This window comes from Streptomyces sp. NPDC050263 (assembly GCF_040655955.1).
Lineage (GTDB): Bacteria > Actinomycetota > Actinomycetes > Streptomycetales > Streptomycetaceae > Streptomyces.
This window is the reverse complement of record NZ_JBFAKW010000001.1, coordinates 45605-67574: the sequence shown is the minus strand read 5'-3', so window position 1 is coordinate 67574 and position 21970 is coordinate 45605. Positions and strand designations below refer to the sequence as shown.

The following is a 21970-nucleotide window of genomic DNA, read 5'->3' as shown; positions in this document are numbered from 1 at the left end:
CCGGTAGGTTACGACAGGGCCCGAAGCCGCAACTTTGGATTGCGACTTCGGGCCCTGTCTTGTGTTCGGTGCTATCGGGTTACGGCAGCACGTAGACGGGCGCTCCGTCAGCGGAGCAGCCGGTCTGCCGCATACAGCCGCGCTTGAGCAAGGTGCGCAGGCAGTCGTGGACGCGAGCTTCGGAGAGCCCCGTGCGAGTGGCGATCACCTCGATGCGGCAGCCGGCCTCGCCCAGCACGAGCGCAGGTGCCAGACAGGCCGCGACCGCGTGGATGTCCTCAGTGAAGACGAGCTTCTTCGCTTGCCGGTCGGCCAGGAGCTGCTGGGACGTCAGCTTCTGTCCCGGCTGGTGGCTCTTGACGGTCCGCTTCGGTTCCGGCTGGTGGCTCTTGACGGTCCGCTTCGGTTCCGGCTGGTGGCTCTTGAGCGTCTGGGCGATCTCCACAAGCGCCTTGGCGATCGTGTTTTGGCTGCGGGCGATCATGTCCTGGCTGGCACTGATCTGGCGCAGGAGAAAGGTCTGCTCCTTCTGGGAGGCGGCCGGCATCTCGTCGGCCTCGATGTTCCTCACTTCGAGGCGCACGATGGCGTCGGCGACCTGATGGGGCATGAGGTGTGCGGTGCCGCCGGCGGGGGCGGGCGGTACGGGGGCCGGTTCCAGAGCGTAGGAGCCGTCGCGCTGGATGGTGGCGATGACTCCGGCGACCCAGGTCTTGAAGGGCTGTGACTCCGGCTTCATGCAGTTGTTCACGAGCTCGATGAGACCCTGGAGGTTCACCAATCTCATTGTTGTGCGGAAGCCGTGACCTGCGGTATTGCGCCTTGCGTCGCTCACGCCGACGCTTCGTGCAATATCGCCGAACGTTGTTGTGTGCTGTTGTGAGACCGCGCTCTGCACGGCATCTCGTGTGTTTGCGTAGCCGAGATGCTTCGCCACGTCCATCGCTGGGAACCAGTGTTCCCCGTCCGGCATGGTCAGCCTCCGCACCCTGGCCCCCGTGGCCGCGAACACGAAGTCGTTGATGTCGATCGCGTCCTGCTGTGCCGCCGACTTGTTCGGCGGCAGTGTGTTGTTCTGCTCGTACATCGAGCCTCACCTCCGTGCCGGACATGAGGCATATGCGGGGGCAACAGGTGTTCATGGCAAGGATGTTCACCCATGAGGGGCGATGGGTTGAATACGTGTCAAAGTGACGAACCGTCATCCGTGCGGCCCTCCCCGCAGGACAGCCCTCCGCCCCCGTGATCCGCTGGGTGTGTGCACCTGCTCCCCCTCCCCGCGCGCCGGTTCGCCGCCTGGTGCGGCGTGGTTCTGCTCGCGTCGGGCGTCGGGTACGTGGGGATCAGGCTCTGTTCGGAACTGCGTACCGCCGTCACTCCCGTGTTGCTCGCGTTGCTCGGGACCGCACTGCTCAGGCCGCTGTACCGGAGGCTGGTGGAGGTGAGGGTGCCGCGGTCGGTGTCGGCCGGGCTGACCTGTGTCGCCGTCGTCGCCGTCGTCGGCGGGGCCGTATACATCGTCGTCGCCGCGCTGATCGACAGCGGGGATCAGATCGTCGCCGCGCTCAGATCGGCGGCGCGGGGTGTCAGTGAGCACTTCGGTGCCGCCGGGACCTCGCTCGACGACCTCGCGTCCAACGCCAAGGAGTTGCTCGCCAAGTTCGGGGGGACGGCCGCGTCCAATGTCATCAGCGGGGTGAGCGTCGTCGGCGAGAGCATCGCGATGGCCGTGCTGGCGCTGCTGCTCGTCTTCTTCTTTCTGCGGGACTCGCACCAGGCGGTCGGCGCGCTGCGCTCGCTCGCGCCGCGCGGTACCGGCGACACCCTGGAGGCCATGGCGCGGCGGGCGTTCCGGGCCGTCGAGGGGTTCATGCGGGGGACGACCTTCATCGCGTTCATCGACGCCGTGTGCATCACCGTCGGGCTGCTCGTCCTGGATGTGCCGGGGGCGGTCGGGCTGGGCGCGCTCGTCTTCGTCGGCGCGTACATCCCCTATCTCGGCGCCTTCCTCTCCGGGGCCGTCGCCGTGCTGGTGGCGCTGGCCGACCGGGGCTTCGTCATCGCGCTGTGGGTGCTCGGGGTGGTGCTGGCGGTGCAGGTGCTGGAGGGGCATGTGCTGCAGCCGATGATCCAGAGCCGGACCGTGCAGATGCATCCTGCGGTGGTCATGGTCACCATCACCGCCGGGGCCTCGGTCGCCGGGATCCTGGGCATGCTGCTCGCCGTTCCGGTGACGGCCGCCGCCTTCGGGGTCCTGCATGAACTGCGGACGCGTCACGGGGCCCCGGTCGAGGGCTCCTGAGGCTCGCCGGGTTCGTAGAGCTCGAACCAGATGCTCTTGCCCTCTCCCCTCGGCGCCACCCCCCAGGTGTCCGCGAGGAGTTCGATGAGGACCAGGCCGCGGCCCGAGGAGGCCAGTTCGCCGGGGCGGCGCTTGTGGGGGAGGTCGTCGCTGGTGTCGGTGACCTCGATGCGCAGTCGGCGTTCCCCGGGCGCGCCGATGACCTCCGCGACGAGCAGGGCGTCGGCGTCGGTGTGGACGAGGACGTTCGTCAGCGTCTCGGAGACGAGCAGGACCGCCGAGTCGAGCTGGTCCTCGCAGGTCCAGTCGTGCAGCAGCTCGCGCAGTTGCTGCCGGGCCACGGCGATCCGCTCGGGCTCGGCCTGCGCGACCGTGAGCATCGAGCGGCGCACCGGCTGCCCGACCGGCGGGGCGGCCCCCGGACCGCAGCCGCCCGCGCCCTGGCGGCAGAGCAGCAGGACGGCGATGTCGTCCTCGCGGCGGTCCGTCCGGCCGGGGTGCCCGGGGTCGGCTCGGTGACCTCCTGGAGGGTGCCGATCAGCTCGTACGCCTTCTTCGCCGGGTCGAAGGACGGCTTGGAGCGGCTGCGGACGACCCGGACGACCCGCCCCTGGTCGTCCATGAACCGGGTTCGTACCTCGGCGAGGGTGCCCTCGGCGACGGCGAGCCGGACCACTCCGGTGATCTCGTTCCAGTCGACGGGGTGCAGCCGGGCCCGGGTCTGGGCCTCGGTGAGGACCGTCTGCTGCGCGGGCAGCCCGAGCAGCCGGGCTGCCTCGGCGTCGACCGTGACCAGCCCGGTGGCGGTGTCCCAGTGCCAGAGGCCGGTCGCGAGGGAGGCGAGGACCTCCCCCACGGCGGGCAGAGGCTCGCCAGTGCGCATTGCCCCACTTTAGGAAGACAGGGGCGAAAGATGCCACTGATCGCCCACCGGTCGCCGGCCGGTCGCCGGCCGGTCGCCCGCCGGTCGCCGGCCGATCGCCCGCCGGTCGCCGGCCCGGTATTGAGGGGAGGCGATCTTGGGCTGCCCGGTACGCTTGGATCGTGTTTCACGTGAAACACGATCCAAGCCACCCGATCTGCGAAGACTGGATGAACGACGATGCATCGGTACAGGTCCCACACCTGCGGCGAGCTCCGCGCCTCTGACGTCGGCACCGACGTCCGGCTGAGCGGCTGGCTGCACAATCGGCGCGACCTGGGCGGCATCCTCTTCATCGATCTGCGTGACCACTACGGCATCACGCAGCTCGTCGCCCGTCCGGGTACGCCCGCGTACGAGGCTCTCGACAAGCTGACCAAGGAGTCGACGGTCCGCATCGACGGCAAGGTCGTTTCACGTGGAACCGAGAACGTGAACGCGGAGCTGGCGACCGGCGAGATCGAGGTCGAGGTCGGCGAGGTCGAGCTGCTCGGCGCGGCGGCCCCGCTGCCCTTCACGATCAACGCCGAGGACGGGGTCAACGAGGAGCGGCGTCTGGAGTACCGCTTCCTCGACCTGCGCCGCGAGCGCATGCACCGCAACATCCTGCTGCGTACGTCGGTCATCTCGGCGATCCGGCACAAGATGACGGCGCTGGGCTTCAACGAGATGGCCACGCCGATCCTGTCGGCCACGTCTCCCGAGGGCGCGCGTGACTTCGTCGTGCCGTCCCGGCTGAACCCGGGCCGGTTCTATGCCCTGCCGCAGGCTCCGCAGCAGTTCAAGCAGCTGCTGATGATCTCGGGCTTCGACCGGTACTTCCAGATCGCCCCCTGTTTCCGTGACGAGGACGCGCGCGCGGACCGTTCGCCGGGCGAGTTCTACCAGCTCGACGTCGAGATGAGCTTCGTCGAGCAGGAGGACGTCTTCCAGCCGATCGAGAAGCTCATGACCGAGCTGTTCGAGGAGTTCGGCGGCGGCCGTCATGTCACCTCCCCCTTCCCGCGGATCCCGTTCCGCGAGTCGATGCTGAAGTACGGCTCCGACAAGCCGGACCTGCGGGCCCAGCTGGAGCTCGTCGACATCACCGACATCTTCGAGGGCTCGGAGTTCAAGGCCTTCGCCGGCAAGCACGTGCGTGCCCTGCCGGTGCCGGACGTCTCCGCACAGCCGCGGAAGTTCTTCGACCAGCTCGGTGACTTCGCGGTCTCGCAGGGCGCGAAGGGCCTGGCCTGGGTCCGGGTCGCCGAGGACGGGTCCCTGACCGGCCCGATCGCGAAGTTCCTCACCGAGGAGAACGTCGCCGAGCTGACCAAGCGCCTGTCGCTGGCCGCCGGTCACGCGGTGTTCTTCGGCGCGGGCGAGTTCGACGAGGTCTCGAAGATCATGGGCGCGGTGCGGGTCGAGGCCGCCAAGCGCGCCGGGCACTTCGAGGAGGGCGTCTTCCGCTTCTGCTGGATCGTCGACTTCCCGATGTACGAGAAGGACGAGGAGACCGGGAAGATCGACTTCTCGCACAACCCGTTCTCGATGCCGCAGGGCGGTCTGGAGGCCCTGGAGACCCAGGACCCGCTGGACATCCTCGGCTGGCAGTACGACATCGTCTGCAACGGAGTCGAGCTGTCCTCCGGCGCGATCCGGAACCACGAGCCCGAGATCATGCTCAAGGCGTTCGAGATCGCCGGCTACGACCGCGAGACCGTCGAGGACAAGTTCGCGGGCATGCTGCGCGCCTTCCGCTTCGGCGCCCCGCCGCACGGCGGCATCGCCCCCGGCGTCGACCGCATCGTGATGCTCCTCGCCGACGAGCCGAACATCCGCGAGACCATTGCCTTCCCGCTCAACGGCAACGCCCAGGACCTGATGATGGGCGCGCCGACGGAGCTGGAGGAGGCCCGGCTGAGGGAGCTGCACCTCTCGGTGCGCAAGCCGCAGCCGAAGTAGCGGACGTACGTGTGTGGCCCGGAACCGACGTCGGTTCCGGGCCACATTGGTTTTCCACGGCAACTGACAGCTCTCCCTTATGCTCCTGACAGGTTTCGTCCCTAGCGTCCGGGCCTCATGACGGGAACTCAGAAACCACACAGTGAGCAGGACTTAACACGTCGCAAGGTCGTGGCCGTGACCGCGGGCGGTATCGCCGCGGCGGGCCTCGGCGGCACCGCGTTCGCGGCCGACGCGCTCGGCAAGGACGGCGGCCGGGGCGGCAGAGGCGACCGGGGCACGCCCCCGGCCGAGGACGGCGTCTGCTACCGGCTCACCACCGAGACCACCGAGGGCCCCTACTACATCGACGCCGACAAGCTGCGTCGCGATGTCACCGAGGACCGCGAGGGCATTCCGCTAGCCCTGGCCCTCAAGGTGATCGACTCGGAGAGCTGCAAGCCGGTCCGGAACGCGGCCGTCGACATCTGGCACTGCGACGCGGCGGGCGTGTACTCCGGCTACGAGGACATGGGCAACGGCGGCGGAGGCGGCGGCCCCGCGCCGACCGGCGAGCCCCCGACCGACGCGCCCACCGACGCGCCCACCGGCGCACCCACGGGCCCGCCTCCCGGCGGCGGTCACGCGGAGCCCACGGACGACACCCGCTACCTGCGCGGAACCTGGCGTACGGACCGGCACGGCCAGGTCACCTTCAAGACGGTGTTCCCGGGCTGGTACCGGGGCCGTACCGTGCACATCCACGTCAAGGTGCACGTCAACGGCGAGTGGACCGACGCCGGTTACGAGGGCGGGAACACCTGCCACACCGGTCAGTTCTTCTTCGACGAGGAGTCCGTGCTCGCCTCCGCGGTGGTGGAGCCGTACGTGAGCAACACCGCCGAGCGCACGACCCTCACCGAGGACACGATCTACGACCAGAGCGGTGTCCAGGGCGGGCTGCTGAAGCTGCGCTACGACAAGCGGGACATCACGAAGGGCGTCCGCGGGTCGATCACGGTCGGCGTGGACCCGGACGCGACGGAGGACGGCCAGGACACTCCGCCGGCGCCCAGCGCATCGGCGTCGGACTCCGCCTCGCCGTCGGCCTCGGCAAGCTGACGGGCCGGGTTGCGGTCACCGCCGTTCGCGCCGGCCGGCGGTGACCGGAACCCGCTTGGAGACCTCACCGGAAGCGCACAGGAATCCCGGGGGTACGCCCACAGCGGCCTGCCGTCTCATAGGGGAAGAGGGCAGACAAAGGGCCGGCAACCGTCGACGTGGGTCGACGGGAGCCGGCGGGGCAAGGGAGGAAGCCGGCGATGGGATCGATGGGATCCACGGGGTTCATGATCACGCTTTCGGCGCTGCTGATCGTCGGCGCGGTGGTCGGGGTGGTGGCTCAGCGGCGCGACCGGCGCAGCCGTCGTCCGTCCGACCTGGACGCGGAGGCGGAGGCGAACCACTGGCTCGTCCGGCTGGGCGGCGGCATGGTCCCCCCGGACGTCCGGGCATGGACGCGGGCGGACGAGGCGGCGGGCCGGGCGCTGACCGACGCGGCGGAGTGCCATCGCGCGGCGCGGGCACAGCTGGCGCAGGCCCGCACGGCGGCGGAGTACGCGCAGGTGACGCGGGTGGCGAAAGAGGGTCTGGAGCATCTCCGGACGGCACGGACGGCACTGGGCCTGGACTCGGGCCTGGCCGCCCCGGCGGGGCCGGAGGGCGGTTCCATCGGCTCGGCTTCCCATAAGGCAAGCCTGGCCTTGGCGGATTCGATATCATGAGTCGGCCGAAAACGGGCCCCGCTCCCATGTCTTTTGCCTGGCCTTGGAATTCCACAGGCCTTTCCCACGGCTTTGACAGGGCCGCCTCCTAGTTTCGCCCTCATGACGGGAAACATCGAGAACAACGACAACGAGCAGAGCGTCGCGGGCGACCGGCAAGGCCCCAAGCACAAGCGTGATCTGACCCGCCGCAAGGTCGTCGTCGCCGGTGCGGGCGCGGCGGTCGCCGTCGGTGCGGGCGGTGCGCTCGCCGCCGGCGCCTTCGCCGGGGAGAAGAAGGGCGCGGGCAAGCCCGCCAAGGCCTCGGCCGGCGCCGGCGAGTGCTACAAGCTCACCTCCGAGACCACCGAGGGCCCGTACTACATCGACGCGGACAAGCTCCGCCAGGACATCACCGAGGACAAGGAGGGCATCCCGCTCACCCTCGCCCTCAAGGTGATCGACTCCGAGACCTGCAAGCCCCTCGCGAACGCCGCCGTCGACGTCTGGCACTGCGACGCGCTCGGCATCTACTCCGGTTACGAGAGCCTCTCCACCGGCGGCGGGGGCGGCACCCCTCCGACCGACGCGCCCTCCGGCACTCCGACCGACGTCCCCAACGGGACCCCCACCGGCGAGCCGCCGGCCGGCGGTGGCGGTGGCGGCGGGCACGAGGAGCCCACCGACGACGAGCGCTACCTGCGCGGCACCTGGAAGACCGACAAGCACGGCCTGGTCACCTTCAAGACGATCTTCCCGGGCTGGTACCGCGGCCGCACCGTGCACATCCACACCAAGGTGCATGTGAACGGCGAGTGGACCGACGCCGGTTACGAGGGCGGGAACACCTGCCACACCGGTCAGTTCTTCTTCGACGAGGAGTCCGTGCTCCTCTCGGCCGCGGTGGAGCCGTACTCCACCAGCACCACCGAGCGCACGACCCTCACCGAGGACACGATCTACGACCAGAGCGGTGTCCAGGGCGGTCTGCTCAAGCTGAAGTACAACAAGAAGAACATCGCCAAGGGCGTCATCGGGTCGATCACCATGGGCGTCGAGCCCGACGCGACCCACGACGGCACCGACGACGCCTCCCAGCCGGGCGCGTCCGGCACGGAGTCCGCGACGGCTTCGGCCTCGGCCGGCTGATTCGGCCGGTCGATGTGGCCGGTCGACTCGACCGGTCGACTCGCGGCAGGGGGTGTCCCGGTCACTCGTCCGGTGACGCCCCCTCCTCCAGCAGTCGTTCCGCGATGTCCGTCGACCAGGACTGGGCCCACGCCCGCAGGTCGGCGATGCCGGGCTCGGTCAGGCCGTACCGCGTGAACGCCGTGTCCGGGTAGTGGTCCGTGCCCTCCAGCCGGGTCCGGAGCGTGGGCAGATCGAACTCGTCCAGCGCGTGCCGACGGGCCAGTTCCTCCAGGTCCGGGTGGCTGAAGCGGGCGGCCGCGGCCCGGGCGTCGATCAGGTCCACGGCCAGACCGCGGTCGTACAGCGCCCGGACCTTCGTGCCCACCGCGTCCGGCAGGGACAGCGTCTCGCCGTAGACCGTCGGCACCGGCGGGCTCCACAGGGTCTCCTTGTGGAGGGTCAGACGGAGCGCGACGTCCGTCTCCGGATCCATGACCGTCAGCCGCGCCGACAGCGGGTCCGTGTCCTGGACGGTCGTCTCGCGGCCCCGGCCCGTCAGCTCGGCCTCCAGCGTCCGGGCGATCTCCGCCATCGGCTCGGCGCTCTCCGTCGCCAGGTCCACGTTCGCGTGCGGGCGTCGGAGCAGCCCGTGGGCTTCGAGGGCGTAGCCGCCGGCCAGCGAGAACGGGACGGACGTCACGCCGAAGACGTCCGCGAGGAGGCGCAGGTGCTGCTCGATGAGGTCCACCGGGCAGTCGTAGCAGACCGGGCGGCCGTAGGGTCCGCAACGCCACGGGCGCGCGGCGCCGTCCGGCGAGGTCCGCCAACTCGGCGGGGGCGGCGGCGGTGGTGGCCCGGGCGGGAGCCGCCGGTAGCGGACCCGGTGACCGACGCGGCCCCCGCCCCCGACGGGTCGGCGCTACTTCGCGACGAACTGCGTGAGGATCGCCTGCACCTCGTAGATGTCCACGCCCTTCGTGAACGTCTTCTCGATCGGCACGGACGAGCCGGAGACCCAGATCTTCAGCTCGGCGTCGAGGTCGAAGGTGCCGGCGGTCTCCACCGCGAAGTGGGTGATGCTTCGGTACGGGATGGAGTGGTACTCCGTCTTCTTGCCGGTGATCCCCTGCTTGTCGACGAGGATCAGCCGACGGTCCGTGAACATGATGGTGTCCCGGATCAGCAGGAAGGCGGCCTGGACCTGCTCACCCTGCCCCAGCAGCCGCGCGTAGTCCTGCTGTGCCTGCGCCGGGTCGATCGGATGCGCGTTCCCGAAGAGTGCCATGGATGTCCCCCAACTTCGTCCCCATGGGCGGCGTTTGCCCCCTCGCGGCACCTTAAGGGGCAGGTGAGGGAATAGTGAAGGCGCTTGGGCGAGTGACGCACGGGTCGTGAGAAAAAAGTTCTCGACGGGCGGCAACTCTTCACACGGCGGCGACCACTGACAGGCAGTAAGCCCGCTCCTCCCCGTAAGGATCCCCCGTGGCAGCTACCTCCCACCGCCGGTCCCTCCGCTCGCGCCGCGCCCTCGTGCTCTCCGCCGCCGTCGTGGCCGCGGGTCTCGGCGCCGGTGTCGTCGTGATGAACGCGAACGCCGGGACCGTCGACCTGTACCACCAGACGCTCGCCGCGAAGGACGGCTGGGCCTCCTCCGGCACGGGCACGACCGGTGGCGCCAAGGCCGACGCCGCACACACCTTCACCGTCTCCACCCGCGCCCAGCTGGTGAAGGCGCTGGGTTCCGCCTCCGACACCACCCCGCGGATCATCAAGGTCAAGGGCACGATCGACGCCAACACCGACGACGCGGGCAAGAAGCTGACCTGCGCGAACTACGCGTCGGGCACGGGCTACTCGCTCTCGGCGTACCTGAAGGCGTACGACCCCGCCTCCTACGGCACCTCCAAGCTGCCCTCCGGCACCCAGGAGAAGGCACGCGCCGCCGCGCAGACCAAGCAGGCGAAGAACATCGTCTTCAAGGTGCCGGCCAACACCAGCATCGTGGGCGTGCCGGGCACGGCCGCCGGGATCTCCGGCGGCATGCTCCAGCTCCAGAACGTGGACAACGTCGTCGTCCGCAACCTGACCTTCGCCGCCACCGAGGACTGCTTCCCGCAGTGGGACCCGACCGACGGCGACGACGGCAACTGGAACTCCAACTACGACTCCGTCACCCTGCGCGGCGCGACCCACGTGTGGGCCGACCACAACACGTTCACCGACGCGCCCCACCTGGACAGCGCCAACCTCGAGTACTACGGCCGCGAGTACCAGATCCACGACGGCGCCCTGGACATCACCAAGAGCTCGGACCTGGTGACGGTGTCCCGCAACCAGTTCACCAACCACGACAAGACGATGCTGATCGGCAGCAGCGACAGCGAGCCCTCGGGCAAGCTGCGCGTGTCCATCCACCACAACATCTGGAAGGGCATCGTCCAGCGCGCCCCGTTGGCCCGCGTCGGCCAGGTGCACATCTACAACAACTACTACGACGTGACGACCCTCAACGGCTATGCGACGCAGTACAGCATCAACTCGCGGGCCAAGGCCCAGGTCGTCGCCGAGAACAACTACTGGAAGGTGCCGACCGGCGGCAAGGTCGCGGGGCTCCTCAGCGGCGACGGAACCGGCGCGGTCAAGGGCTCCGGCAACCTCGTCAACGGCACGGTCACCGACGTCGTCGCCGCGTACAACGCCGCCTCGTCGAAGGACCTGAAGACGACGGTCAACTGGACCCCGACCCTCACGGCGGGCCTGGAGTCCTCGGCGAAGAACCTGCCGACGACCCTGGCCACGACCACGGGCGCAGGCGTCCTGAAGTAACACCGAAGACGCGCGAGGGCCGGGAACCACGAGCCCCCGGCCCTCGCGTTCGCCCGTCGCGCATGCGCCCACAAGAGGTTCACGCACGACGCATGACCTTGTTCTCCGAGGCCAGCAGCCAGTGGAAGTGGTCGACCAGCGGCTCCACCACGTACGGATCCCGCAGCACCACACCGAGTTCGATGTTGTCGGACAGGGCTCGGTCGGTGAGGTTGGCACTTCCCAGCAGGGCGGTGTGCCGATCGGCGGCGACCAGCTTGGCGTGTAGGACACCGGAAGTTGCCACCCGGTGCCAGACGCGTACCTCGCCGGGCAGTGTGACGAAGGCTGCCGACGCCTGTGTGGACTCTTCGAGCAGGAGATCCACGCTCACCCCTCGGTCAACGGCTAGCCCTATCTCTGCCACGACGTCCCGCGCTCCGTGGGCCGCGAAACTGGCGATCAACAGCGAGGTGCTCGCCGAGCGAATGACCTCCACTGCGATCCCGCTCGTCAGTCTCGCCGGTACCGAAGTACTCAGCGGACCACTCACCACGACCTGGGCCGGCTGGGGCCGGGGCAACGAGCGCGCGGTGGCAAGAGCCAGGGCGAGTCCCGCTCCGGTCATTCCGGGGGCCTCGGCGCGCCAAACGCGGATGATTTCTGCGAGCTGGTGAGCCAGACCGGCGGCGGGCTGGGCCGCGACGAAGCGGATCAGCAGCGGGTCGTCGGGATCAGTGGCCGCCTCCAAGACATGTTCCAGGACGACTATGCGGTCTGCGGGCAGGCGATCACAGAGGGCGGCCAGGAGGCCTGGAAGCCGGTCCAGCGCGGCGCTGCTTCGGGCTGCGGGGATGTCAGCCGGTGCGCGGGCGGGACGACCGTCCCGGCTGCCTGAGTCGTGGTCCGGCTTCGCTCCGCTCACGGCCTGAACGCACACTTGTTGTCGGCCAGTGTTTCCACCAGCAGCGCCCGGTCCAGGTAGTGGTTGCCCCTTTCGCACGAGGTCTCCGCGGCGAACAGACAGGCGTGGCAACCCGCTCCGTGCAGCCGGGAGTGAATGCGTGGATCGTGTTCGGCGCACATGGGATCGGAGCTGCACAGCCTGGCCTCTTCCAGCGCCTGCGCGATCGCGGGGCCGAGCCGCTCACTGCGGCCGAGCGAGACGAGTCCGCCAAGGGTGCCCTCGCTGTCGGGAGCGGCGGTGTAGAGCAGGATCCCGGACATCGGATCGGGCCCCGATCGTGCGTAGATGCGCTCCGCTATTCCAGATGCCCCGTAGCCGCATTCCAGGGCGAACTGGCGGATGAGGACATGGGCCAGGGTGTGCAGGAGCACGTATCGGATGCCGGGCCACCGGGGCTCGACGCGGCGGGCCGTGCACCAGGCCCAGTGGGCGGACTTCAGGCTCTCCTCGCGGGCGCGCACCGCATCCTGCCGCTCCCACTCGGCGAGGCGCTCCTCCTTGAGGGCGAGGAACACGCCCTCGCCGCGCAATTCGGCGCAGGGAACCCAGGTGGAGGCGTTGTTACGGCTGAGCGGAGCCACGGCGCGCGTGCGCGTGTCCTCTTCGGGCAGCCATTCGGGGGCTTCTATCCGCGTGAAACCGGTGAGCGCCGATACCTCGCGCAGCCGGTGGACGAGTACGACGCTGTCCAGCCAGCCGGCGGTGTCGTCGGGAAGGCGCCGCTCACGCACCGTGGTGAAGTCCGGCAGGGCGTGGTCGCGAGGGTGGGTGAAGGCCCGCCATTCCGGTGTGGTGAGGTCGAACTCCTCGTCCTCCTCACTCTCGTCACCGGTGACTGCCTGAGCTTCCCTGGTCACCGCAGCCCAGACCGCGTCCGCTCCGTACTGCTCCAGCTCGGGCCAGCAGGCCTGAGTGGGCAGCAGCATCTTGGCCGCGTCCGCGGGGACGGCGGCCAGTGGTGAGAGCAGGCTCCAATGTTCCCTGACCGCCTGAGTGAGGGGCTCCTCGGCGCGGGGAATGCTGAACAGCCTCAACTGCGAGGCGAACCAGCTGTTGGTGGCGCCCAGCACCATGGTGCGCGCGTGCTCCTGGCATCCGCCCTGGGCGAAGGTGCCGAGGTGCGGGTGATGGCCACGGCACGCGGGGAGGTTCCGCTCCCCGGCCTGCCCGAGGGCGTCGGCCATCGAGCGGGGCGGCACTCCGCAGGTGCACCGGACGAAGACGTTGGCGGCCTCGCCGGTGGTGCCGGACTCGGTCAGACTCAGCGTCTGACCCTCGCACGAGGTGCTGCCACGATGTACGAAGTACACCCAAGGGAAGTCGTCCATGTGGCCCTTGGGGCATGCCACGAGGAAGCGGGCGGGCAGCGCGGTGGGCTGTCCGGCACCGGGGCCGCCGCAGTTGATGTGGACGTACTTCGTCTTCTCCGGTCGGTAGAGATTCCGCCGCAGATCGAAGAGGCCGCCCGAAGCGGGTGCCAGCTGGTTGCAGCGCTCCCGTGAACAGCGCAGCCAGCGAGGGAAGAGTCCGACCGGCACCCCTGTCCGTGTCCAGTCGCCGTACGGGTCGGCCGGGTTCTCCGGCAGGTGGGGCGGGGTGCGCAGGGCGGTGACATGGCCGCCGAGGCGGCGCCGGACGGCGGCCAGCAGACGGTCCTCGGTCAGGACGCGGGCGCGGACCGGGTCCCAGTCGTCGAGACCCATGACCATCGTGGACAGGTTGGGCAGGTCGGTGACGGCGCCGATGCCGTAGGTGTGAAGAAGCTGGCTGGGACGCAGTTCGCCCACGCGGAGCGCGTCTGCTGCGGGGGCGGTCATGTGGTCTCCCAGGGATCTGCGTCCGCGTCCGGGGCGCTGCTGTCGTCGGGCTGTTCGCGCGGAGTGTAGGGCGGCTCGGCTGCGAAGTCGGTGCCGGCGTCACCGGTGAGGATCAGCCGGATGGGCGGCTCGACCTCGCGCAGCGACGTCGGACAGGTCATGAGCCGCCACGGGCCGCTGTCCGGTTCCAGCAGGAGCGGGGCGACATCGCCCTGGCGGCGGGCGGCGCGGTAACCGAGGACCGCTCCGGGGGCTTTGCGTTTCTGCTCCCAGTAATCGAGCCGGGTGTCGAGTCGGGCCCGCACCTCGTTGGCGATGTGCCGGTCGTCCGTGACGTCCCTGGCGCGGAGTTCGAGGGACGCCACGGCATGGCTGACGACCTCGCCGCGCCGGTCGACCCATTGGGCACCCCGGTTGGCGTTGTAGTCGGACTTCAGATTCCGTACGAGGGACGCCAGGACGCCGGTGAGGCCCCGGTCGACGGCGCGGTCCGCGAACGGCGTCACCGACAGGGCTTCCACATGCTGGTAGATGGTGGCGTGGAAGGACTCGAACGTCTCGTAGTGCGAAAGGTCGCGCGGACGGGCCCAGTTGAGCAGGGTGAAGACGAGGCCGGGTGCCCTACGGCCGACGCGGCTCGTCGCCTGGATGTACTCGGCGGTCGACTTCGGCTGGTTGTTGACGACCATGACACCGAGCCGGGAGACGTCGACGCCGACGGCGATCATGTTGGTGGCGAGCAGTACGTCGATGGGGCGGGGCGATCCCTTGGGCCTGCGGCCGAAGGTGATGTCGAGCTTCTCCAGGATGTCGGGGATGGCGTCGGATGCCATGCGGCTGGTCAGCTCGGCCGGTTCGTTGATCCGCCGGGTGGCGAGCCCTCGTCGGTCGGCCCGGATGAGCCTGGCCGAGACGTCGTCCTCCACGAGCCGTCGCATGCCACCGAGGTCGCGCAGGCTGTTGAAGTAGCCGACGAGTGTCATGTACGGGTCTGTCAGGTCGCTCGCGCCGTACGTCTCGTACAGGTACTGGGCAGCGGCGAGCTGGGCGACGAACACCCTGATGGCCACGGACTTCGTCCGCACGCCCTGGGCGCAGATGCCCACGTACCGGCGGCCGGGGGTCTTCTCGGTGGGCCGCCGCCGGGCGAAGAACGTGTCGTCGGCGCTCAGCCCGGACGGCGGGAAGACCGCTGTGCGGCGGGCGAAGAGGTCGTGGATCTGACGGTCGGCGCGGCGCACGGTGGCGGTGGAGGCGATGACCTTGGGGCGCACGCTGACGCCGCTTTCGGGCTCCCAGGTGGAGAGCCGGTCCACGGCCGTCTCGTACAGCCCGGTGAGGGAGCCGAGCGGGCCGGAGATGAGGTGCAGCTCGTCCTGGACGATGAGATCCGGCGGGCGTACCCGCACGGCGTCGACGGTGGTGGCGGAACCATGGTCACCGGCCGCCGGGTGGCTGGACGCCTCCCAGTCCGCGTCCACCGCGGACGGCGTGACGTATCCGTGGCGGGTGCAGCGCCGGGACACCTGGCCGAACAGCGCCTGGGTGTCGCCCTTCCACGGCAGCTGGGCGAACTTGTCGACGGTGGCGATGACGAGGCTGGGCGGGAGGCGGTAGATCTCCTCGTCGACGACGAGGACGGGCAGTCCCTGTTCGTCGGCGGGCAGCCCGAAGGCGCTCGCGCCGAACGGGCACTCGTAGGCGTCGGGGCAGGTGATGAACGTCCGGCGGAGTGTTTTGTCGACGCTGATGTCGCGGCCCGCCTCCATCTTCGAGCCGCACCACGGGCAGCTGGTGAGCTGGTGGGGGGAGCCCATCCGCCCGAAGCCGCCGCGGCCCTTGTCCTTCTTCTGCTCCTTGGCCCAGTCGATGGCCTGGTCGGTGGTGTTGGGAGTGACCCGGCCGCCCACCCACAGGCCGATCCGGAACGGATTGCGGCCCCACCGGTCCGGCGCCTCCCGACGGATCACCTCGCAGGCGCAGATCAGCGCGGCCGCCCGCTGGAACTGCTGGATGGTGAGCAGCCGCAGTGTGTACCGCATGATCACGGCGACCCCGTGCTCGGCGTCGAGTCCGCCGAGGTGGGGCTTGCGCCGCCGAATGGCGAGGGTGAAGGCGGTCAGACCGAGATAGGCCTCGGTCTTGCCGCCACCGGTGGGGAACCAGAGGAGGTCGGCCAGCGCGGTCTTGTCGTCGGCCCGCTCCGGATGGCCGGGGTCGGCGAGGGACGGCAGGTTGAGCAGCAGGAAGGCCAGCTGGAAGGGGCGCCAGCTGCGGTTCTTCGGCAGGTCGGCCGCCTCGACGGCTTCTTGCAGTGACGTCGAGGGGGTGCGACGCCGGTTGCTTGCCGCGATGGTGTGCACGCGCTGGTGCCACATGGCGCGGTTGGCGAACCGGAAGGCGTCGAGGGCGTCGGGATCGTCCCGCAGAAGGTTGATGCCGGCCTGGATACGGTCTGCGGCCCGCCCGGCGAGGCGCATGTTCTCCTCGGCCTCGGCCCGGTAGCCGTCGAGCTCCGCGGCCGGGTCGTCCACCGACTGCTTCTGCCGCTCGATCCAGGAGCGGTAGCCGTCCACCAACGGAAGCAGCGCGGCCCGCAGCGGATCGGCTTCCATCCGGCTCAGCTCGCTCATGTCCAGCATGAGCTCCGTCAGTTCGGACAGGTCCGCGTCGTCCTCGCGGTGCGGGTCCGGCACGTCCGTGTGCGGCACCTCGTACGACGGTGTGGCCGTGGTGGAGACGCGAACGGCCCGTCGGCGGTCGACCGGGGACGCCTCGGCGTGCACCCCGGTGCCGTGGCCCACGGCGAACTCGGGGAGGAAGCGGTACGTCATCGCGAGCGAGCGCCGCTCGCCCTGGTCTCCCCCGGACGGTTCGACCGTGCGGCGCGGCAGGAAGGGCGCGATGTCCGGCCCGCCCGAGACCGTCATCGACGTCTGGAACATCCAGTGTGCCGAACCAGGTCTGTCCTCCTGGCCGTTGACGAGGAAGAGGGACACCAGCCATGAGCCCTCGTGCAACCGGGCTCGTCCGCGTACCACGATGTGCGGGAAGTGCTGAGCATGCAATGGCCGGGCCTTCAGCTCGCCCTCCACCAGCTTCACGCCGACGGTGCCGGAGCAGGGCACGCGGTGGAACACCCGCTTCGGGTTGCCCTCGATCTGCGAGTCACCCCGCTCGTACCGCGCCCAGGCGCAGTCGACCGTCAGCTCCTGGATCCTCTTGTCGACGCGTACCGTCAGCCCGAGGGTCGACGGGTGGAGGCTGGGCACGCTGGGAGCGGAGGGCTCCGGATCTCCGGCCTCCGGCTCCTGCTCGGGCGCCACGCTCTGCTCGTCGAGCGTCTCGGGCGCCACCTCCTTGCCGATGGTCCGCAGCGCCGTGCCGTTTTCGGTCCGTACGCCGCCGGGGGCCAGCCGCCCGATGATGTAGTGGTCCAGCGGGTTCCCCGCCAGCTCCTCCTGCTCCTCGCCGGTCGGTCCGAGCAGGTCGCGCACGACGAGCTCGGAGAGCCGGTCGCGCAGTTCCTGCGGGGTGGGCGCGGACAGGACCGGGTCGGACGGGTCCGGCCCGGTGCCGGAGGCGGCGAGGGAATCCTGGGTCACGGGGCCAGAGTAGGTGGGGCCACCGACAACCGGCACGGGGTTCTACGCGGAACTTGATCGACCGCCGCGCATTCCGCCATTCGACGGGCTGCTTTCGGCCGGATACCGATCAAGGGCTTTGGCTGAGTGTGTGACGCTCGTTACTGTGCGTCGCTCGGGGGTATGACACGCGCGGCACGTCGGTGGGAGCGCGGGGGTCGGAAGGCGAGCGGGGCGTATGACGGACAGCAGAACGGGCGGTATTCCGCCGCAGTCCTCGCCCTCACGCAAGGGGAATTACGGCGTGCCCCTGCCGGGGGTCGAGCCGATTCCGGGGTGGATGCAGGCTTCGACGGGGTTCGGGGACAACAATCACCGGGGCGACTTCGGTGAGCAGTTCATCCGGATGCTGGCCGCAGCCGCCAATATCGACGCGGCCCGTCGCGAGCGCGACCGGGTAGGTGTGGACTGGCAGTTGGGGCACCCGGGGCGGCCCGGGACCCGTCGGTATCCGATCATCGAGGCGCAGGTGAAGTGCACGTCGTCGCCGGACGCCCACGGCGAGCACATCTCCTACGACCTCAAGGTCAAGAACTACAACCAACTGGCCGGCCGCGAATACGACGTTCCCCGCTTCCTCTTCCTCGTCCTGGCCCCGACCGACGCCGTCACGTGGTCGCACGCGAACCCTGACCGGCTGTTATTGCGCCACGCCGCCTATTGGGCGTGCCTGCATGATCAGGAGCTGTGTGAGAACGGGACGACTCGCACGGTGCACGTCCCGCGTACCAACCTGCTGACCGTCGACTCCTTGCACGAGCTGTTCACCGAGGGCCGTGAACTGCTGGAGGCGTCATGAAGGTGATTACGGACGCGGATTTCCAGCAGGCGGCACAGCTCGCACCGGAGTTGTTGCGGCGTTACCTGAGCGGCAAGGGCTGGCGTTCTGAGCGTGGACTGGCCGGCGGCGAACTGTGGGAAAGGACCCCAAACAGCGAACCGGGCCCGCCGTACGAGGTGCTGGTGCCGCTGACACAGCGCCGTGACTACCCCGGGCGCGTCGTCGACATCCTGGAAACCCTCGCGGTCGTCGAGACACGTACCCCCGGCGACATCCTGCGGGAGATGCAACTGCCCCCGGTGGACTGGCAGTTCCTGCGACTGGTCCCGCCGGGCCCGTCCGGTACGGCTCCTCTGCTGGACCTGGTGTCTGCCCTCACCGGTCTGAAGGACCTGCACACCGCCGCCGCCTCTGCCGCGGTCCAGCCGCAGGCCGTGCAGCCGGGGCAGAAGCCGCAGGTGGTGAAGGACCACGTCGCGTCTGTCCGGCTGGACCAGACGCGCGTCGGCAGTTACGTCATCGCCGCCCACACTCCTCTCCCGGACCTCCGGCCCAGCCCGCGACAAGGCGAGGTGTCAGCGGACGAGGCCCGGCAGGCCTCGCTCTTCGAAGACGACGCGTTCCCGGGCGGCGGACCTGACCTACGGCCCTCCGAACCGTTCGCCCGCACCGTCTCCCGGATGCTGTTCGCGGGCGTCACCTGCGCGCATGCCGCTGCCGAGGAGACGCTCACCCGTGACTCCCTGGACGGCTTCGGGCGGTACATCGGGGCCGGCCTGTCCGCGAACCTCTGCGAGGCACTGGTGAGAATCGCGGGTGAGGAGCAGCGATCCTTCTCCCTGGCCTTCGACTGGTCACCCGAGAGGCCGGTGGCGCAGGACTCGCCCCCGGTGTCGCTCACCCCGCTCCACGTGCGGGCGCTGGAGGCGGGCGCGAAGGATCTGCGTGAACGGGCGGCTCGCGAGGAGGGCGCGGTCCTGCACGGGGTGGTCACCCGCCTGAGCGGGCAGGACGACCGACAGGCGACGATCTACGGTTCGCTGCTGCACGAGGACGCGTCACGGGTGCGCAGTGTGCGGGTGGAGCTGCGTCCGGAGGATGTGGAGAGGGCCACCGCGGCCTGGCTCGACGGGTTCGAGGTGGCAGTGCACGGCGATGTGGAGCCCTACGGAACCGGGGTGCGGATGCGGGGGGTGCGGGCGTTCGTGGTCAGGCCGCAGTGAAGGGCCCCGTACGAGTTTCGCCGACTGTGAGCAGCCGTCGCGCCGAAGGCTGCTCCCCCTGTCAGCTCACACGCGGACTGCCTTCCGCTCACCGTCGTACCTCCACGCGTCCGTGTACCGGGGCGGCATTTCCGCTGAGGTCCGTGGTTACTCGTCCGCGAAGACGTCCTCGGCTGTCGGAGCGGTGACGGATCGGGCGAGCCAGCGGCCGAGGGTTTCCGGGTCGTTGCAGTCCGTGATGCGCTCACGGACGTGTTCAGGCTTTCCCCGAGGTCTTACATAGGGAACGCAGGTCGCACCGGAGCATGAGGCGTCATGTTCCGGCGGCGGGGATCGGGTCGGAACGGGGCGCTTCGGTGTGAAACGGATGGGTCGTGGTGAGCCGGGGCGAGGGTGGCGCTCACCCGCCTCCGGCGCCCCTTTGGCGACCGGCGGGCATGGTTGGGGCGGTACTCTCCGGCACAGGGGCCAGGGCCCTGCGGTGGCGGCGGAGCACGGAGGAGTCGCCCAGCAGCAGCGCGTGCGGTCGGTAGCCGGGGCCGCGCAGCGAACGCTCCAGCGCGGGCAGGTAGTTCCAGCGCACGGCGGGGTGCGCGGAGTGCGCGAAGTGGTACAGGTCCCCGTACGGCAGCCAGGTGGCGCGGGCCAGCAGGGCGAGTGGCACGTTGCGCGGGTAGAGCCGCAGGCACCGGCCCGCCTCCACCGCGACGGGCGGCCCGGTGACCGGCTCCGGATCGAACCAGCGGTGTTCCACGAGGAGCGACATCCAGGCGAGCTGTGGGTACAGCAGGAACCGGGGCACCAGGAAGACGAACACCGCCGCCTCCCAGCCGAAGACCAGCGCCATGACCGCCGCCACGGCGATCGGCCCGGCCGTACGCAGCCTCCCGGTGCCCGACGTCCCGGCCACTCGGAGGGGAGCGGCCAGACCGCGTGCCGTGTCCCGGAGCCCGGCGGGTGTGAGGGGGCGGACCATGCCCAGCGCGTACCGCATGGTGGAGGCCCCGTGCCGCAGGCCCGCCCGGTGCAGTTCGGCGAGGTTGGGATCGGCCCCGGCGACGGTCGCGTTCGGATGGTGCTCCCGTACGTGCCGACGGCGCCGCACGGGGACCGGGACGAAACCGAGCGGGACGTGGACGGCCGTCTCGGCGAGCAGCGTGTTCAGCCGACCGCCGCGCGTCAGCACGCCGTGCACCGCGAAGTGACTGACCTCCTGGAGACGGCGCAGGGCGACCGCCCCCGCGCACGAGGCGACCACCCAGCCCCCGGGTCCGCCGCGCACCGCCACGAGACACCATCCGGCGAGTTCCAGCCACTGCCCGAGGAGCAGCAGCACCGGTGTGACATCGTTCAGCCGCTCGCGCTGGAGCGACATCACCTCGCGGAGCGACGCCGGCGCGACCCTGCCGGGCCGACGGGTGGCGCTGAACCACCACCGGTCCGCCTGCCGCAGCGTGATCCCTACCGTGATGACTGCCAGACCAACCGAAAGCACGGTCAAGCCCGTTTCCCTCCCCGTCCGCCCCAGCCGGACCGGGGGCCGCCCGACGAAGCGGTGCCGTGTCTCCCGGCCGCACGACAGGCGGGCGCTCTCGGAAGTCCGGGGCGGTCAGATCTCGGTCGGCTTGATTCCTGCCTCGTGCAACACCTTCAGGTTTTCCCGGCTGAGCTCGGCGAACGCGCCGATTTCCGCCATGTTCACCTCACCGGAGAAGTGCACCGGACCGTCCCCGAGCAGCACGGCGGGGTCGAGTTCGGTCTCGTACACCAAAGTGGCGTTGCCCTCCAGGAGGGGCTGCCACAGGCCGTCGCCAACGGGCTGGAGCAGGCTCCTGGCGACACCGCCGGGATTGCGTACGGTGACCGGTCGCTCCGGATCCACGAGCCCGAGACGGGACAGCACCGCGCGGGAGGCCGCGACGCCCGACCCGCACGACGGCGTGAGGCCCGCTCCGCGCTCGTAGGTGTGGACGAACACCTCGTCTTCCGAGAGCGGCAGCACGAAGGAGAGGTTCGCGCCGATCGGGAACACGTCCGGCGACCCGGCGACCCGGCGGCCGGTCTCGACCAGCTCCGCCTCGTCGTAGGCGTCGATCAGAGTGATCAGATGCGAGTTCGGCACCGCGACCGCCGTCACATGGCGCGACGGGTGGAACGCGGCCAGCCGCCGGTCCACGTACTCGCCGTTCGCGCCGGCCTCGGCCACGATGGGCTGCGCCGGCGCGAAGTCGACCGCCGGCAGCTCCACGGAGACCTGCCGCACCCCGTGCGGCGTACGGCCCCGGTCGCGCACGATGAAGGAGTACGGCCCCTGCTGCACGACCACCGACTCGGCCTGATGCCGGTCCAGCAGCACGCGACCGGCGCACCGCATGCCGTTCCCGCACAGCAGGGCCTCGGACCCGTCGGGGTTGAAGAACCAGGCCCGCGCGCTGCCGTCGCCGTGGTCGGCGACGAAGTACACCCCGTCGCCCCCCAGACCCCGCTTGCGGTCGCACAGCAGACCGACGGCACGGCCGAGCTCGTCTGCCGTGGCGAAGTGGTCGAGGGGCGCGCCGTCCACCACGAAGATGTCGTTTCGCGACCCGTGGGCCTTGGTGAGCGAGAGAGCAGGCATGGTGTTCTTTCCGTCGCGCGGCCCCACCGGGTCCGGACCGGCTGTCACTCCATGCTATCGAAGCCTTCTCGAACA

17 protein-coding genes and 1 pseudogene are annotated in these 21970 nt (G+C 70.0%); 9 read left to right on the top strand and 9 right to left on the bottom strand.

The features are described 5' to 3' along the window. Positions 1 to 79: 79 nt before the first annotated feature. Positions 80 to 1087: a Bro-N domain-containing protein gene (locus AB0J04_RS00305; protein ID WP_363166107.1), complete on the bottom strand. Its 1008-nt coding sequence runs from the start codon at positions 1085 to 1087 to the stop codon at positions 80 to 82. A gap of 171 nt (positions 1088 to 1258) precedes the next feature. On the opposite strand from AB0J04_RS00305, the gene AB0J04_RS00300 reads away from it, so the two are divergent. Further along, on the top strand, positions 1259 to 2302 hold the full coding sequence (locus tag AB0J04_RS00300) for an AI-2E family transporter (protein WP_363166106.1): 1044 nt from the start codon (positions 1259 to 1261) through the stop codon (positions 2300 to 2302). On the opposite strand, the pseudogene AB0J04_RS00295 reads toward AB0J04_RS00300, so the two are convergent. Then, a pseudogene (locus AB0J04_RS00295) lies at positions 2275 to 3185 on the bottom strand (ATP-binding protein). The gene AB0J04_RS00300 and the pseudogene AB0J04_RS00295 sit on opposite strands and share 28 nt — an antisense overlap. Before the next feature lie 219 nt (positions 3186 to 3404). On the opposite strand from AB0J04_RS00295, the gene aspS reads away from it, so the two are divergent. From aspS to AB0J04_RS00275, 4 genes are all read left to right on the top strand, one after another. Beyond that, positions 3405 to 5168 carry an aspartate--tRNA ligase gene (aspS, locus tag AB0J04_RS00290; RefSeq protein ID WP_363166105.1) on the top strand — a complete coding sequence of 588 codons (1764 nt, stop codon included), beginning with the start codon at positions 3405 to 3407 and terminating at the stop codon, positions 5166 to 5168. Positions 5169 to 5285: 117 nt separating this feature from the next. Beyond that, positions 5286 to 6269 carry an intradiol ring-cleavage dioxygenase gene (locus AB0J04_RS00285; protein WP_363166104.1) on the top strand — a complete coding sequence of 328 codons (984 nt, stop codon included), beginning with the start codon at positions 5286 to 5288 and terminating at the stop codon, positions 6267 to 6269. A gap of 200 nt (positions 6270 to 6469) precedes the next feature. Beyond that, positions 6470 to 6931: a hypothetical protein gene (locus AB0J04_RS00280; RefSeq protein WP_363166103.1), complete on the top strand. Its 462-nt coding sequence runs from the start codon at positions 6470 to 6472 to the stop codon at positions 6929 to 6931. A 102-nt stretch (positions 6932 to 7033) separates the two neighbouring features. Continuing rightward, positions 7034 to 8059, top strand: a complete 1026-nt coding sequence (locus AB0J04_RS00275; protein WP_363166102.1) for an intradiol ring-cleavage dioxygenase — start codon at positions 7034 to 7036, stop codon at positions 8057 to 8059. Positions 8060 to 8120: 61 nt separating this feature from the next. Here AB0J04_RS00275 and AB0J04_RS00270 read toward each other — a convergent pair whose 3' ends face one another. Continuing rightward, the gene (locus tag AB0J04_RS00270; protein WP_363166101.1) at positions 8121 to 8789 is read right to left on the bottom strand and encodes a hypothetical protein; all 669 of its coding nucleotides are present in this window, start codon (positions 8787 to 8789) and stop codon (positions 8121 to 8123) included. A gap of 171 nt (positions 8790 to 8960) precedes the next feature. Next, complete coding sequence (locus AB0J04_RS00265; RefSeq protein WP_351905804.1) at positions 8961 to 9326, bottom strand: PH domain-containing protein; 366 nt, start codon at positions 9324 to 9326, stop codon at positions 8961 to 8963. Between the two features lie 197 nt (positions 9327 to 9523). Here AB0J04_RS00265 and AB0J04_RS00260 point away from each other — a divergent pair, with 197 nt between their 5' ends. Continuing rightward, positions 9524 to 10867, top strand: coding sequence for a polysaccharide lyase family 1 protein (locus AB0J04_RS00260; protein WP_363166100.1), 1344 nt, complete (start codon positions 9524 to 9526; stop codon positions 10865 to 10867). Positions 10868 to 10946: 79 nt separating this feature from the next. On the opposite strand, the gene drmC is transcribed toward AB0J04_RS00260, so the two are convergent. Further along, positions 10947 to 11597, bottom strand: coding sequence for a DISARM system phospholipase D-like protein DrmC (drmC, locus tag AB0J04_RS00255; RefSeq protein WP_363166099.1), 651 nt, complete (start codon positions 11595 to 11597; stop codon positions 10947 to 10949). Between drmC and AB0J04_RS00250 the strand changes: the two genes are divergently transcribed. Further along, a complete protein-coding gene (locus AB0J04_RS00250) occupies positions 11520 to 11744 on the top strand; it encodes a hypothetical protein (protein ID WP_363166214.1) in 225 nt (74 codons plus the stop codon). The two genes, drmC and AB0J04_RS00250, sit on opposite strands and share 78 nt — an antisense overlap. Positions 11745 to 11767: 23 nt before the next feature. On the opposite strand, the gene AB0J04_RS00245 is transcribed toward AB0J04_RS00250, so the two are convergent. Then, positions 11768 to 13630 (bottom strand): DUF1998 domain-containing protein, encoded by a 1863-nt coding sequence (locus AB0J04_RS00245; RefSeq protein WP_363166098.1) that lies wholly within the window; start codon positions 13628 to 13630, stop codon positions 11768 to 11770. Then, positions 13627 to 17235 (bottom strand): DISARM system helicase DrmA, encoded by a 3609-nt coding sequence (gene drmA, locus AB0J04_RS00240; protein WP_363166097.1) that lies wholly within the window; start codon positions 17233 to 17235, stop codon positions 13627 to 13629. Before drmA ends, AB0J04_RS00245 begins: the two co-directional genes overlap by 4 nt. A gap of 319 nt (positions 17236 to 17554) precedes the next feature. Between drmA and AB0J04_RS00235 the strand changes: the two genes are divergently transcribed. Both AB0J04_RS00235 and AB0J04_RS00230 read left to right on the top strand, forming a co-directional pair. Next, complete coding sequence (locus tag AB0J04_RS00235; RefSeq protein WP_363166096.1) at positions 17555 to 18073, top strand: DUF4365 domain-containing protein; 519 nt, start codon at positions 17555 to 17557, stop codon at positions 18071 to 18073. Beyond that, positions 18070 to 19278, top strand: coding sequence for a hypothetical protein (locus AB0J04_RS00230; RefSeq protein ID WP_363166095.1), 1209 nt, complete (start codon positions 18070 to 18072; stop codon positions 19276 to 19278). Before AB0J04_RS00235 ends, AB0J04_RS00230 begins: the two co-directional genes overlap by 4 nt. Positions 19279 to 19678: 400 nt before the next feature. On the opposite strand, the gene AB0J04_RS00225 is transcribed toward AB0J04_RS00230, so the two are convergent. Both AB0J04_RS00225 and dapF read right to left on the bottom strand, forming a co-directional pair. Beyond that, positions 19679 to 20773 carry a fatty acid desaturase gene (locus AB0J04_RS00225; protein ID WP_363166208.1) on the bottom strand — a complete coding sequence of 365 codons (1095 nt, stop codon included), beginning with the start codon at positions 20771 to 20773 and terminating at the stop codon, positions 19679 to 19681. Positions 20774 to 20887: 114 nt separating this feature from the next. Continuing rightward, positions 20888 to 21895, bottom strand: a complete 1008-nt coding sequence (gene dapF, locus AB0J04_RS00220) for a diaminopimelate epimerase (RefSeq protein WP_363166094.1) — start codon at positions 21893 to 21895, stop codon at positions 20888 to 20890. Positions 21896 to 21970 lie beyond the last annotated feature (75 nt).

Excerpts from the sequence above, each read along its gene's own strand:
- AB0J04_RS00305 (WP_363166107.1), bottom strand. The coding sequence starts at position 1,087 with ATGTACGAGCAGAACAACACACTGCCGCCGAACAAGTCGGCGGCACAG.
- aspS (WP_363166105.1), top strand. The coding sequence starts at position 3,405 with ATGCATCGGTACAGGTCCCACACCTGCGGCGAGCTCCGCGCCTCTGAC.
- AB0J04_RS00285 (WP_363166104.1), top strand. The coding sequence starts at position 5,286 with ATGACGGGAACTCAGAAACCACACAGTGAGCAGGACTTAACACGTCGC.
- AB0J04_RS00280 (WP_363166103.1), top strand. The coding sequence starts at position 6,470 with ATGGGATCGATGGGATCCACGGGGTTCATGATCACGCTTTCGGCGCTG.
- AB0J04_RS00275 (WP_363166102.1), top strand. The coding sequence starts at position 7,034 with ATGACGGGAAACATCGAGAACAACGACAACGAGCAGAGCGTCGCGGGC.
- AB0J04_RS00265 (WP_351905804.1), bottom strand. The coding sequence starts at position 9,326 with ATGGCACTCTTCGGGAACGCGCATCCGATCGACCCGGCGCAGGCACAG.
- AB0J04_RS00245 (WP_363166098.1), bottom strand. The coding sequence starts at position 13,630 with ATGACCGCCCCCGCAGCAGACGCGCTCCGCGTGGGCGAACTGCGTCCC.
- AB0J04_RS00235 (WP_363166096.1), top strand. The coding sequence starts at position 17,555 with ATGCAGGCTTCGACGGGGTTCGGGGACAACAATCACCGGGGCGACTTC.
- AB0J04_RS00230 (WP_363166095.1), top strand. The coding sequence starts at position 18,070 with ATGAAGGTGATTACGGACGCGGATTTCCAGCAGGCGGCACAGCTCGCA.
- dapF (WP_363166094.1), bottom strand. The coding sequence starts at position 21,895 with ATGCCTGCTCTCTCGCTCACCAAGGCCCACGGGTCGCGAAACGACATC.